Source organism: Paenibacillus sp. HJGM_3, assembly GCF_045062745.1.
Lineage (GTDB): Bacteria > Bacillota > Bacilli > Paenibacillales > NBRC-103111 > Paenibacillus_AA.
Window position 1 is genome coordinate 20,974 of the sequence record NZ_JBJGED010000036.1, and the last position, 14,088, is coordinate 35,061.

Here is a 14,088-nt window from a genome sequence, read left to right on the forward strand (position 1 = left end):
TATGATTCCTTTCAAAGAATAAGATTAAAAAAGAGATGAAAATAAAAATAAAATTGCTCCCACAACTATTAATGGAATAAAACTATAAATAATAGCAGCAGAAATATAGTTCTTCTTTATGGCGATCATCGTATATATCGCAGTGCTAACTATTGTACTTATAATTGTAGCATAGACAATTCCATTCAACCCATAGTAATTCACAAATAGATAACCTAATATAGCATTCGTAATAAGACCGATTATATTAATTGCAGAGAGTATACTAGTATTGTAATGACAATAATATATTTTGCTTAATATTAATTTCCCAGCGATCCATCCGACGTTAAAGATCAGTAGAATGGCTAAACTAAAAATAATTTTGATTTGGTTTTCTTCTAACCTTATAAATACCAATTTCACGACAGGAAAACCAATATACGTAAATATTAGAAGTATAACACTAATAATAAGATTAAGATAAAAGTTTGTTTTAATAGATAACCGCGATATGTTTTCAGATTGAATAATCATTTTGGATATCTTCGGGAAATAGATGCTTACTACGGGACCAACCAAACCCGCTAATATAACTTCTTGCAGCACTAAAGAATAAGAGAGTAATGTTAAACTCCCAGTTTCAAGGAAACTGGCCAGAAACTTATCAATGAAATGTGAGATGTTTTCGATTCCACTCGAAATCATAACTGGAATGGCCAGAACGAAAATTGTCTTACTCATTTTGAGATCTATTCTAGCAATATATAACTTTGCCTTTAACCAAATGACTCCTATTCCAGCAACCAAGGCATTTGCAAGCAATGTAGACAGCGGCAAAAGCACTGCTTTATCAAAATAGAAAACAAACATAAATAATACAAGGGAAAGGCTGATTAGGAAATTTAATACAGCAGATTTGAAATACTCCCCATTAGCAGCCAGCAGACTCATACACAAATCGATTAGTGCTAGAATAGATATAAGCGGTGAGAGCATTATGATATAGTGCTGTGATATTCCTAAAACCTCATCCGATATTCCTGGAGTAAAGATTTTTAGAATTACCTTTGAATTGATTACGATTATACAAATCAAAAAAAATGTAAATAGTAAATTGGTTGATAAATAAGTCAAAATAGACTGTTTTTGTTTTTTAGTGTTTTCTAGGTATACGGGGACAATCACATTGGTCAACGCTGTCCCAAAAGTCATTTTGAAGAACATGATCGGAAGCAGTGCAGCCCAAAAAGCATCTGTGTATACCGACACACCAAACAAAAACGCTATAAACCAATTCCTAAAAAGTCCAAAAGCTTTTGATGAAAGATTAAATAAAGTGTAATAACCTGCAACCCAATAAGTATTTGATCTGTTAAATATCCTATTTAGCATAAAGCGGTTCTCTTAGGTAACGCTTATATTTTTGTTCCATTTCCACCAAAGCCCTTTTACTTATGTACTCCTCTTGAAGCTTATTCCACCTGCTAACTCGATTAAGTATGTTTAATTCAGCTAAGATGGTTTTGATTCTCTCTTTGCATTTCTCTTTGTTTATTATTTGTTGAGGAAAATCAGTATGATCAGCTAACCTCCTCGCTTCTTTGCTTACCATATTCTTAATCGCTTCGGCTGTTCTTTCAAAAGACATCCCGTCATTCGGGCCAAAATTATCCTCTATGAAAGAGTTGAATTCATCTACATGCCAATAAGCTGTCTCATCGTAGTTATGATTAAGACATAGGTTTAACGCATTCTCGAATTGATCATAAGTTTTAATAGATTTTGCGTAAGCAAAATGCGACAGCTTACTGTATCTAGTATCCACAGCATCAACAAGCCAACAAGGCTTGTTATTCATAAAGGCATCCATTATTGTAGTACTGGTCCAGGCAAATATAACATCCGATTGAAGAATCCACCCCTGAATACCATCTCCGTATATGATCTTCAATTGATCTAACTTTGGAAATCTCTTTTGTACTTCTTCAAGCGGCTCGGCAGGATGAGGTCTCAAGACAAATACATAATCATCATTCTTATTGTTTTCAATATATTGAGTAATATAACTTGTAATTTGAGTCAATTGATCGATGTTTTCGTCTCTCTCCTTATAAATATTAGGCATTTCTTTCTCCAATGTTTCCATTTCATGCGTCTTATAGTATACGATATTGAATGACATTGGAAACAAAATAACCTTCTTACATTCTAATCCGTATTTACTCTTGATGTCTGAACTATAGATCTGATTATACGGTTTTTTGTAAAGGTCCATACGTGAATTCCCGACAATGTAGGAAAACTCCTCGACCCCATCCAAATAGTCATTCTTAAACTTTTCCCCCCATGATAAATGATAATCGGACACTTTAATTGTGTTGTTTCTTAACACATCGTAAAGTGTTGTTTTGTCCATAATTTGTTCCGCATGAGAGTCAATCACGATGATGTTCGGATTTACTTTTCTAGCTGCTTGGATAAACCTTGTATCGTAGCCCCACGGCATAAAAAGCAAGTCGGGCACAAACGCGGTAAGAGTTTTCATAAAGCTATACGAAATACTTGCAATACGACACTGGAATCCGGCGTCTTCAAGTTTGATTTTCAAGAAAACAAGATAATCAATCTCTCTTCTTCTATGTTCATATACTAACATGATCTTCGTGTTGTTCATTCTGCTTCCTCCATCTTACAGATCATCCAACTCAGATTAAATAAATTCTATTATAACAAAAATATTTAATCTAATTAAGTAGAATTCAGCAATTTTCGATTGGCCATGGAATATCGCTTTTTTTATTTGTAATTATCTTTAAAAGTCTGGTAAGATATCTGTTGAGTCTTGTCAGAAGGAGGAAATGATTTTGTCTACTAGTGTCAAATACCGTCATTTAAAAACACCGATCGTTAAAAATCCTACCTTTACATATTGGTGCGGTTTTTCGCTCTTATCTATTTTTTTGTTTATACTTCCTTATTATAAGGGAGTTTTTAATGGTGGGACTGTTACATTTCAAAAGCCTTTATACGCATTCTTCCTCATATGCTCCGGTATATTGCTAACAGTTGCCATATCAAGCTTTCGCAATAAGCTTAACAATTCCCTTTCTTTATTTGCTTTGTGTATTTGGGGATTCCCCTTACTTTACACCCTCTCAATGTTAAACTCCGCTTCCGCATATCAATCCGCAATAATGGTCATTGTTCATATATCGTACACTGCCCTATTTCTATTAGGTATTTATATGACTCGCGAAGAGAAGGAGAGCAAACCTTTAGAGTTCCTGATATTATCATCAGGATTTATGATCGCAATATTCGGATTCATGAATATATTCGGTAATGTTCATTATGCGGATGCTATTTATCAACAAAGATTAACTTCTGTGTTCCAATATCCTAATACATATGCTGCTTTACTGATGGGACTATTGATAAGCAGTTTATATCGCACAAGTAACAATCAGACGGCTAACAGATCGTTTATAGCAACCTCTTTATTTGTAATTCCGATCGCTGTTTCCTTTTTTTTAACGTACTCTCGTGGTGCCCTTTTAACCCTTCTAATTGTGGTATTGTTAGTATTATTTCTAATGAAAAGCTCAAGGCAGATTAGTTTCCTTTTGAATTTTGCCGTTGCAATTGTAATTTCGTTGGAGATATCCGACCTCCTTCATGGAATGTATTTCCTGGATGAGAGTGCTCCATCGAAATCTTCGATAATAGGCTGGATGATCTTAATAGGAGCCTCCTTATTTTATTATGGGCTAGTCTTTATTCTTAATAAATATTTCGAGCCTTGGCTGCAAAAACGGATAGGTACCTTCGAAAAACACAGATTTATTGTACCTTTATGCGCCTTATTGATTGGGACTATATTATTGTTTTCTTTAACTTATTTGAACTTTTCCTTTTTACCCGATTCTATAGCAAAAAAGATTGAGAATATTAACTTTAAACAAAGCAGCGTGCTGGAAAGAGGAACATTTTATAAAGATTCCATAAAAATACTTAAAGACAATCCGATGATAGGAGCTGGAGGAGGAGCATGGTCCGCATTATTTGAAAAATACCAAAGCAATCCTTACGTCAGTAGACAAGCTCATAACTACTTCCTGCAGAATATGGTGGAGACTGGAATACTCGGACTGTCATTTTCCATAATATTATTTGTACTGCTATTCTCATTATTCATTCGATTCGCAGTAAGAAACGGGATAAATTCAATAACCTTTTTTATCATTCCATTCTCAATTCTCGCCCATAGTATGCTTGATTTTAATATGAGCTTTATTTTTATAGGCGGACTTGTTTTTTTGTGCTTGGGTGCAATGATCGGGCAAGTAAGCATGAAGTCCATCTCCATGCCTAATATCTATACTCAATTTAAGAAGAAAATTTATCCAACCTTATTATGTATTCTATCTATCAGTTTATTGGTTATATCTATGCTACTATTACGAGCACATAACCAATACACAACTGCTGTTGCTTTGTTACAAGCATCCAAGCCGGTTGATCAAGTGTTTCAGTCCTTGGATAAAGCAATAAATACATTTCCTAAAAATCCGGAGTACAGCCTGTTAAAATCAAACTTATTGCTGCAGTTATTTACACAAACCAATCAGGAGAAATTCGCAGATGATGCTGCAAGGATAATTAATCAATTGAAGAGAGTTGAACCGTACAACCGGTTCAATATTGAAGAAGAATATAACCTTTATATGAAGAGAAAACAGTACTCACAAGCTTTGGAATTAATAAAAGGAGCAATGAATACCCATCCTTGGGAAATCAGCTTTTACGATCGGAATATTGCTTTGAATTTAACTCTTGGCAACGAAATCTATACCTCTAATCCAAGCGACCCCAGTCAGAACAAGTATTGGAATCAAGCCATTGAAACTTACATGGAAGTAATTAGAAGAGAAGAGATCATCAGGATGTTGCCTGCTGAACAAGTAAAAGGTAACCCGTTTACGCTTTCTGACAATACATATTTATCCTTGGGCCAAATCTATTATCTGTCAGGGAAATATCAAGAAACTCATGATTTGCTCTATCCATTGCGTTCAAGGGTTCTTGATAATATGAATGAGGAGCTCAATCGCAAGATTGCTAGGTGGTATATTGCCGCTATAACCAAATTAGGCAGGCATGATACTGTATTACTAGATAAACTTACATCAATCGATTCTAATGAGAACAAGAACATTGATGATTTGATTAATATTAGAAAGTAAGCAACCAGAACTAATGAAGGAGGCTTTTCAATTGGCTAATGAAATTAGTTTGAGAGAGATTATTCAGGATGCTTGGCGAAATAAAATATGGATTGCTTTAGTGATTATTTGTGCAATGTTTATTGCCGGGGGTTACTCATATATGCAACCTTCCATATTTGAAAGTACTTCTATTGTAAGTCTAGTCCCTTCGGAAAAAGATGCAAAAACGAGTGATTTATCTTCCGCGAAAGAACAGGTGAAAAGTAAATTTACCACAAGCAAAATAATAAATGGATTAAAATTGGATCCGACAAAGTACACGATTGACTCTCTTATGAACAATATCTCAGTAGAGTCCCTGCCTAATTCAAGCTATATAAGTATTAAAGTTAAAGGAACTGATAATCAGGTTACAACAGACATTGCAAACTTATTGGCATTTAGTACCGGCTCGAACATTGAAATATTAAAACACTTAAGCAAACAAACCGAACAAAAAGCGAAACTCGAAGAAGTAAAAAGCAGCATGCAAATTGTCGAATCAGAACTAAATGAAGTCAGTAAATTGATCCAAGTTACTCCCCAAATTCTTAATACAAAGAAAGCCTTGGCGGATGATACATATCTAGTTAATGGAAAACAGTTGGGTGCATTGCAGTTGTCAAATGAAGAAATAAATCCTGTTTATCTTTCTCTGCAATCCAGACAAGCTGATGCTACTGTACAGAAATCAAAGCTAAATAGCGAAGAAGCGTCCCTTAATGAAGACATACAGTCACATAAGAAAACTATAGCTGAACTTGAACAACAATCTATTAATGGTAAACCTTATGACTTTAATTACGTAATGATAACTCCGGCAATCGTGCCTGCAGTTCCTATTGGTCCAGCTAAACTCATTACCACTGTACTGGGGGGAGCTATTGCACTATTATTAGCACTCTTCTTTCTCGTTATCCGAGCGTACTGGATCCGGAATCAAACGAGTAATTAGTAAAGGAGTTTATTGCAATTATGAAGATATTGGTTACAGGCGGAGCAGGCTTCATTGCTTCAAATATTGTTGATGAGCTCATCTCACTTGGTCACAGCGTAGCCGTTCTGGATAATTTGTCGTCAGGCCATAAAGCGTTTATTAACCCTCAAGCACATTTACTTCAAGCCGATATCGATGACTCCAAGATTGGTACTTATATTAAAGAGTTTCGGCCTGAGCTGCTAATTCATCATGCAGCACAAATTGACGTCCAGAACTCAATGTTAGATTCAGTACATGATGCGCGTGTTAATATTCTTGGAACTCTCAATGTCCTGGAATGCTGCAAAAATTATATCAGAAAAGTTGTATATGCTTCTTCCGCTGCTGTGTACGGAGTACCAAAATACATTCCAATAGATGAAGCCCACCCGATAAATCCAATATCTAATTATGGGATTTCAAAATATACACCGGAAAGTTATTTGAGAGTTTATTCAGAGCGCTTTGGGATTCCATACACAATACTTCGTTATGGCAATGTCTTTGGAATCCGCCAAGACCCAAATGGCGAAGGCGGTGTAGTTTCTGTTTTTCTAGACAAATTATTAAACGGTCATCGCCCAATTATTTATGGAGATGGTGAAAATACCAGAGACTTCATATTCGTCAAGGACGTAGTAAAAGCAAACATACAGTCTTTATATACAGGCGATAACCGCGTGTTAAATATCAGTTGCGGCAAACAAACCTCGGTAAACCAGCTCTTAGCCGAAATGTGTTCCATATTAAATGTACCATTCAATCCCATTTATCAGCCTAATCGACCTGGAGATATTATCCATAGCTGCTTAGACAATACGTTGGCGAAGCAGATATTAGATTGGGAGCCGGAATTCTCGATAAAAGAAGGCGTCAAACAGACAATAAATTACTACTTAAATCAAAAAATAGAAGCGGTTGGGCAGGGATAGCTCCCTGCTCAACCGCTTTTACAAAGCATAACTGTTAATTAACATGACTATACCAATCAAAAGGAAAATGTACGATATCTTCTTCGACGATTTTTCCGGTTTGAACTTCAATCAACTCCATGTTCTCATGAGCTAAGATACCGTGTTTAATCTTGGGATAGATTTTAACCACATCATTGACACTAACTTGTATTCGTTCCCCGTCAATGATGACCTCTCCACTCCCGCTGATTATGGTCCATATCTCGGTCCGGTAAAAATGAGCCTGATACCCAAAGGTTTCCCCGGCTGATAAACTGATCCTTTTGGTCAAAACCTCATTCCCGTCGCCAAGCTTGGTATAATCCAACACCCTATAGGAGCCCCATAAACTTTCCTCATACATGGGACGGTGGTCGAAGCGGATTAAGTCTTTCAGCCTTGGACTAGCCCCCTTGTCGGAAACCAATACTCCGTCGGGACTTACAGCGACAACCGCATTAGAGAGGCCTAACACGACCACAGGAATATCCAGTTCGTTTATTAAATGAGTATTGAAAGAGTCATCACTAAGAATGCCATTTCCAATCAGACTTGTATCCATTTCTTCAGTGAGCGTGTTCCAGGTACCAAGGTCTTTCCAATCCCCTTCATAAGGAAGGACGACGATTTGGGACTCTTGCTCTACGATTTCATAATCAAAGCTGATCTTGGGTAACCGATGATACTGCTTCAAAAGCTGCTCATACTGAACCGGCAGCCCTTTTTCCAACAAAGCATGAACAATATATTCCAGTTTAAAGGCGAACACACCGCAGTTCCACAATGCATTATTATCCTCAATTAGAACAATCGCCTGCTCTTCCGTCGGCTTCTCCTTAAATTGCTTCACCTGATAGTAAGACGACTGAGCAAATCCATCCTCAGGAACAATATAACCGTACTTGGACGATGGATATGTAGGACGAACCCCCATTAAGGCAAGTCGAGCCGAAGATGCTTGCAAGACGGCTTGCAAATCTTTCAGTCTATTAAAAAAGTGATCATCCACATAAGGATCCACCGGAAGAATAACGACCACTTCATCCAAACTGACCCCTTGAATCGAATATAAATAAGATGCAGCCAAGGCAATGGCCGGAAAAGTGTCTCTTCGTTCCGGTTCGATTAGGATAGGCACATTCATGCCGATCTGATGATGAAGCATGTCCACTTGAGTGGGATTTGTGGCAATAATGGAGGAATCCGCTAATCCACATACCTCCAATTGCTGCCAAACGCGCTGCACCATTGACTCCATCTGCCTAGACTTGTTCTCCAGTATCTTCAAGAATTGTTTGGATCTAGCATCATTGGACAATGGCCAAAGTCGTTTCCCTGAGCCGCCTGATAATAAGACAAGCTTCATTGGCAAACCCTCCATTCAAAAAAGAATCTTATGATTGTTTCAGATACCACTGATATGTCGACTTCAGGCCGTCACTTAGTGAGATCTACCTGGTATGCCGAGTCAATAACGTTTGTTTGTATCATCAAATTGTCGCGAATAAAGTCAGCGGGATAATTGTTATTTGCAATAATCCCTCCGACCTTTGCAGCTGCAAGGAAAACATAGTCCGGTCTCTCTTCATTGAAGTAGCTCAACACTTGTCTATTGTCCCTTAAGTCGACTTCCTTGCTGGTTCGATAAAGAAGATTACTGTACCCTTGAGAATCCAAGTATCTTAATATAGCGGATCCTACAAGACCCTTATGGCCGGCCACGTATATTTTGTCCGACGGCTTCATCTGACTCACTCCTCACCGCAAACAATGGGTTTATGTGATTGAAGCTCTGCTTCCGCCTCTCTCAGGTCCGCATCGACCATAAGGGATACAAGCTCTTGGAACGACACTTTAGACTTCCAGCCCAGCCTCTGGCGAGCTTTGGATGCATCCCCTAGCAGTAAATCAACCTCCGTAGGTCTGAAATATTCAGGGTCCACTGAAACGACAACCTCCCCCGTCTCTTCGTTAATACCTACCTCCTCGATCCCCATGCCTTTCCAAACCACTTTAATCCCCACTTGGCTAAAGGCGAGCTCAACAAATTCTCGGACCGTTCGTGTCTCCCCTGTGGCAATGACAAAATCTTCAGGAGTTTCTTGCTGAAGCATTAACCACATTGCTTCCACATAATCCTTTGCATATCCCCAATCCCGTTTGGCGTCCAAATTGCCCAAATATAGTCTCTCTTGTACACCAAGGCTAATACGCGCAACGGCTCGGGTGATTTTACGAGTAACAAATGTCTCTCCTCTTAACGGCGACTCATGGTTAAATAAAATACCGTTACAAGCAAATACGCCATATGCTTCGCGATAGTTTACTGTAATCCAATACGCATAGAGCTTCGCAGCAGCATAAGGGCTCCTCGGATAAAAAGGGGTTGTCTCCTTCTGCGGCGTTTCTTGTACCAGTCCATATAACTCGCTCGTAGAGGCTTGATAAAACTTGGTCTTACTTTCCAACCCTAGTATGCGAATCGCTTCAAGCAATCTCAGAGTACCGATCCCATCCGCGTTCGCCGTATATTCGGGGGTTTCAAATGAAACCGCTACATGGCTTTGGGCGGCTAAATTGTAGATTTCAGCCGGCTGTACTTCCTGAATAATTCGAATCAGATTCGTAGAATCCGTTAAGTCTCCATAATGAAGAACGAACCGCACATTCTTCTCATGCGGATCCTGATAAAGATGATCAATTCTTCCTGTATTGAAAGAAGAAGATCGCCTCTTTATCCCATGAACAATATATCCTTTGTCTAGTAAGAATTCAGCCAAATAGGCCCCGTCCTGACCTGTAATACCCGTAATTAATGCGACTTTCATTTATTTCTCTCTCCCTTTGGTAATTATTATTAGGACAACTAGGTGATTAATTAAGTCGATTATACATGTTAAGTATTAAGAATGTCGAATTGTTTTGGCCGGCTCTATTGAACACTTTGAGCATGTTGTTGGCCTAGACTGATTTGAAGAGGTATCGTATAATTACGGTTGGGAGTTTTTGAATAAACAAGAAGATTTGAAATATTTTTTGTTGCGAATTACGAGGTTTCATATAAAAAACGCAAAAGAGAGTGAATGGAATGAATGGTTTCTATAAGAATAAAAAAGTACTTATTATCGGAGGGACAGGTACAATTGGGCAAGGTTTATTAGAACAAATTTTAAAAGATGAACCGGCTGTGGTACGGATTTTGTCCAGAGACGAGCACAAGCAATTCCTCTTACAGCAAAGAATGCGCCAATATGATAACATACGTTACTTAATAGGTGATGTTCGAAGCTTGGAGCGTGTCATCCGAGCGATGGAAAGTATTGATTATGTATTTCATGTTGCCGCTATGAAACATGTCCCTTCTTGCGAATATAATCCATATGAAGCCGTGCAAACGAATATAATCGGTACGCAAAATGTTATTCGCGCAGCCATCGAGACAGGGATCAAAAAAGTAGTCTTTACAAGCACTGACAAGGCGATTGCCCCTACTAACACTTACGGTGCAACGAAATTGATGGCCGAACGATTGATAGCAAATGCGCAATACAATAGCGGAGCACATGAAACAGACTTTTCTGTTGTACGATTCGGGAATGTAATTGGTTCACGCGGATCGGTAGTTCCATTGTTTTTTTCGCAGATTCAGCGGGAACGTGCCGTTTATGTTACAGACATACATATGACGAGATTTATGATGACTTTAAATCAAGCGACCTCCTTAACTCTAAAGTCGATGCAACAATCTAGAGGCGGGGAAATATTTGTGTTGAAAATGCCTGTTATTCGTTTGAGTGATTTAGTACAGGTGGTGATCGAAAAGGCGACAAGAATTTTGAATATTAATCCCGAGGCAATAAAAATCCATGAAATCGGCTTGCGACCTGGTGAGAAAATGTTCGAGGAGCTAATGACGATTGATGAATCGAACGGTGCTTGGGAGCTTCCGGACATGTTTGTCATTCCAAACCCATTGTTAGAGAGGTCTGTACATTACGATTCCGCCAATACAGCCGAAATTAAAATGTATAGCTCACATGATGAAGAGCCGATTTCCATTGACTCTGTTAGGACTTTGCTGGAAAGGGAATTCTTTAAGGAAATTAGCAGCTATGAAGGATAAGATTGCTTTCTTAGTAGCGATAGGTAACCGAATAGGCACCGGACATTACAGAAGAATGTGGAATGTAAATAAATATTTTCGGAGCAAGGGTGTCCAAACTTTATTCTTCGCTGTTTCCGAAGTTAATTCCACGCAATTGGAACATGAAGTTATGCAGCTTGATGAGTTGGGACAATTGAAAGATCATTTAATAGAAAATAAAGTAGAGAAAATAATAATAGACATTCCTGCCCTTTATTATTATGATCCTATTTTCACAACGATTCGCTCTCTAGGCGTACAAATAACTTGGATTAATGATAGCGCGGAAGCTCGTATTCAAGCTGGAGAAAAGTTAATTTCATGTAGTTTGAATTTTGATTCACAACAATCAGACGATTATGTTTTTTATGGCTTAAAATACGTTATATTAAATCCGCTTATATCCGAACTCGCTTCAACCCAACGAATGATTCAACCCAAAATCAAGAAAGTATTGGTATCGTTCGGCGGTACGGATCCCAATGGTATAACTTTGCGCCTATTAAACCTATTAGACGGAATGAAAGGTATTTGGGATAACAATCTAGAGATAGACGTCATATTAGGCAGCTCGAATATAGACTTGTCATCCTTACATACTGACAAATTTCCATATAAAATGTATGTTCACCAATACATACAAGATATGGCCGGCAAGTTATTGTCCTCTGACTTGGCCTTCATTTCGGGAGGCATGACTATGTATGAAGCTTGTTCATTGGGTACCCCCTCTATCATTATTAATCAAAATTCGGAGCAAAATGACGAAGCGGCTTCGTTTCATAACAGAGGCGCTGTGTATAATTTAGGGAGCTACAATCAGCTTAATGCAGTTTCATTACATGATGCAATTACGCATATTCAAGGACAAACGATCCGGGAACAGATGTCCAAAGAGGCAAAAAGTTTAATTGACGGCAAGGGAATCGAGAGGATATTTCAAATTGTTTGAGAGAAGGTTCGTATAATGATTCCATTAGTGCATCCATGCGTGGAAGCAGATGATCTTCATATTTTACAACAGTATGGTAAGCAGGACAGCTTTAAAAACTCAAAGCTAAAATTAGAGAACGAATTTGCTGATTTTTTAGGTTATAAATATGCCATTGCGGTAACTTCAGGAACGGCCGCTCTTCATTTAGCATTACTTGCCTTAGGCATTACCAATGACGACGAAGTTATTTGTCCCTCTTATACATGTACAGCAATACTGAACAGCATATTATATACGGGTGCTAAGCCTGTTTTTACAGACATTGCAATGAATGTGCAAAACTCGGACTTCAGTATGGATCTGCTGCATGCTAGAGCAAATATTACGGAAAGAACCAAAGCATTAATATTTACGCACATGTTCGGTAAAGCGATTGATCTAGATGAATTTAAGAGCTTGAACATTCCCTTGATTGAGGATGCCACACTATCATTAGGCGCCGTTTCGAAGAACAATCGTAAGGCTGGAAGTAAAGGAGATATTTCCATTGTTTCCTTACACGAAAGCAAAATGATTTCTGCGATTGCCGGCGGAGTGTTGTGTACGAGTAACGAAGTGTATTATCATGCTGCTCTCGAGTATCTAGAGTCTACTAGTCACTCAAAGCTGTTCCATCTGAGATATAATTATGAGATGCCTCCTATTCACGCTGCACTAGCAATAAACCAGCTTCAGAAGCTTCCTAAATTTATTGAGAGGCGGCTGCAGCTGGCATCCTTATATAAGGAAAAATTAATGGCTTACAAGCACGTGCTGGAACTTCCTGAATTAATGGATGATAACATTTTTTTCCGCTATATGGTTCAGCTGAAAGAAGGCATCACTCCAGAGAGCATATTATCACAAGGTCTTGAGTATCGGATTCAATTTGGCAGAGGAGTATATCCCTCTCTTCACCAATATACCGGAATATCTAATGAGCTTTTCCCTAACACCACGGAAGCTGTACAAACGATGCTTAGTATTCCTTTATACCCCGCATTAACGGATTCGGAGGCACTCCATATTCTTGATACGCTTATCCATATATTAATGAAAAAGTAAAGGAATAATAAAATGAGAAATGTAGCGATTATTCAAGCCCGCATGGGCTCGACTCGGCTTCCTGGAAAGGTATTAAAAATGCTTGGTGAAACAACTGTACTTGAGCTGGTTGTGAACCGTGTTAAAGCCTCCCAAAAAATACAGGAGGTTATAGTAGCTACATCGATTTTGGAGCGGGATGACCCTATTGAATCGCTTTGTAAATCAATCAATGTTAGATGCTACAGAGGCTCAGAGACCGATGTGATGGAACGATATTATTATGCCGCCAAAGAAGCAAGAGCAGATAACATTGTTCGGGTTACATGTGATTGCCCATTAGTAGATCCTGATACGATCGATGAATTGATTGAACTTGCCTCAACTGGGCAATACGACTATATTCTGAAGGATGAACTGCCAGTTGGTTTAACATCAGAATTGTTCTCGATGGATATCCTTACGAAGCTTACTGAGGAAGAAACCTCTTTAAAGCATCGCGAACATATCGTGACTGCATTTTTAGATCATATGGAGCAGTATAGAACTTGCATCTATTATCCTGAAGCAGCTTTACGTCACCCGGAAATTCGATTGACCCTTGATACTTCGGATGATTACAAACTGTTGGAGCATGTGGTACAACACTTTAGAAATGATATGCCCCTTGTGAATATTAGTAAAGTAATCGATTATTTGTTAGCTAACAAAGAGATATTAACGAACTAGTGCTGAGAATTTGAAAGTGA

At 38.3% G+C, this 14,088-nt stretch carries 11 protein-coding genes and 1 pseudogene; 7 read left to right on the top strand and 5 right to left on the bottom strand.

What is annotated here, in order from left to right:
• Positions 1-24: 24 nt before the first annotated feature.
• Both ACI5FR_RS29175 and ACI5FR_RS29180 read right to left on the bottom strand, forming a co-directional pair.
• On the bottom strand, positions 25-1,374 hold the full coding sequence (locus tag ACI5FR_RS29175; RefSeq protein ID WP_405461059.1) for a lipid II flippase MurJ: 1,350 nt from the start codon (positions 1,372-1,374) through the stop codon (positions 25-27).
• Entirely contained in the window at positions 1,364-2,656 is a 1,293-nt protein-coding gene (locus ACI5FR_RS29180) for a surface carbohydrate biosynthesis protein (protein ID WP_405461061.1), read from the bottom strand. Before ACI5FR_RS29180 ends, ACI5FR_RS29175 begins: the two co-directional genes overlap by 11 nt.
• 190 nt (positions 2,657-2,846) lie before the next feature.
• Here ACI5FR_RS29180 and ACI5FR_RS29185 point away from each other — a divergent pair, with 190 nt between their 5' ends.
• From ACI5FR_RS29185 to ACI5FR_RS29195, 3 genes are read left to right on the top strand one after another with little or no spacing between them, the layout of a single operon-like run.
• Positions 2,847-5,225 carry an O-antigen ligase family protein gene (locus ACI5FR_RS29185; RefSeq protein ID WP_405461063.1) on the top strand — a complete coding sequence of 793 codons (2,379 nt, stop codon included), beginning with the start codon at positions 2,847-2,849 and terminating at the stop codon, positions 5,223-5,225.
• Between the two features lie 31 nt (positions 5,226-5,256).
• Positions 5,257-6,201 (top strand): Wzz/FepE/Etk N-terminal domain-containing protein, encoded by a 945-nt coding sequence (locus ACI5FR_RS29190; protein WP_405461065.1) that lies wholly within the window; start codon positions 5,257-5,259, stop codon positions 6,199-6,201.
• Between the two features lie 20 nt (positions 6,202-6,221).
• A complete protein-coding gene (locus ACI5FR_RS29195) occupies positions 6,222-7,157 on the top strand; it encodes an NAD-dependent epimerase/dehydratase family protein (protein WP_405461067.1) in 936 nt (311 codons plus the stop codon).
• A 34-nt stretch (positions 7,158-7,191) separates the two neighbouring features.
• Here the strand turns inward: ACI5FR_RS29195 and ACI5FR_RS29200 are convergent, their stop codons facing one another.
• The 3 genes and pseudogenes from ACI5FR_RS29200 to gmd form a co-directional block, all read right to left on the bottom strand.
• Complete coding sequence (locus ACI5FR_RS29200; protein WP_405461068.1) at positions 7,192-8,544, bottom strand: sugar phosphate nucleotidyltransferase; 1,353 nt, start codon at positions 8,542-8,544, stop codon at positions 7,192-7,194.
• A gap of 74 nt (positions 8,545-8,618) precedes the next feature.
• Positions 8,619-8,924, bottom strand: a pseudogene (locus ACI5FR_RS29205) (NAD-dependent epimerase/dehydratase family protein); the annotation flags it as partial.
• 5 nt (positions 8,925-8,929) lie between these two features.
• Entirely contained in the window at positions 8,930-10,006 is a 1,077-nt protein-coding gene (gmd, locus tag ACI5FR_RS29210) for a GDP-mannose 4,6-dehydratase (protein WP_405461070.1), read from the bottom strand.
• Between the two features lie 260 nt (positions 10,007-10,266).
• On the opposite strand from gmd, the gene ACI5FR_RS29215 reads away from it, so the two are divergent.
• Genes ACI5FR_RS29215 through ACI5FR_RS29230 form a run of 4 tightly spaced genes read left to right on the top strand, consistent with a single transcriptional unit; the run spans position 10,267 to position 14,068 of the window.
• Entirely contained in the window at positions 10,267-11,301 is a 1,035-nt protein-coding gene (locus ACI5FR_RS29215; protein WP_405461071.1) for a polysaccharide biosynthesis protein, read from the top strand.
• A complete protein-coding gene (locus tag ACI5FR_RS29220) occupies positions 11,291-12,274 on the top strand; it encodes a glycosyltransferase (protein WP_405461073.1) in 984 nt (327 codons plus the stop codon). Before ACI5FR_RS29215 ends, ACI5FR_RS29220 begins: the two co-directional genes overlap by 11 nt.
• 15 nt (positions 12,275-12,289) lie before the next feature.
• Positions 12,290-13,360 carry a DegT/DnrJ/EryC1/StrS family aminotransferase gene (locus tag ACI5FR_RS29225; RefSeq protein ID WP_405461075.1) on the top strand — a complete coding sequence of 357 codons (1,071 nt, stop codon included), beginning with the start codon at positions 12,290-12,292 and terminating at the stop codon, positions 13,358-13,360.
• A 12-nt stretch (positions 13,361-13,372) separates the two neighbouring features.
• Positions 13,373-14,068, top strand: coding sequence for a cytidylyltransferase domain-containing protein (locus ACI5FR_RS29230; protein WP_405461077.1), 696 nt, complete (start codon positions 13,373-13,375; stop codon positions 14,066-14,068).
• The last annotated feature ends 20 nt before the right edge of the window (positions 14,069-14,088 follow it).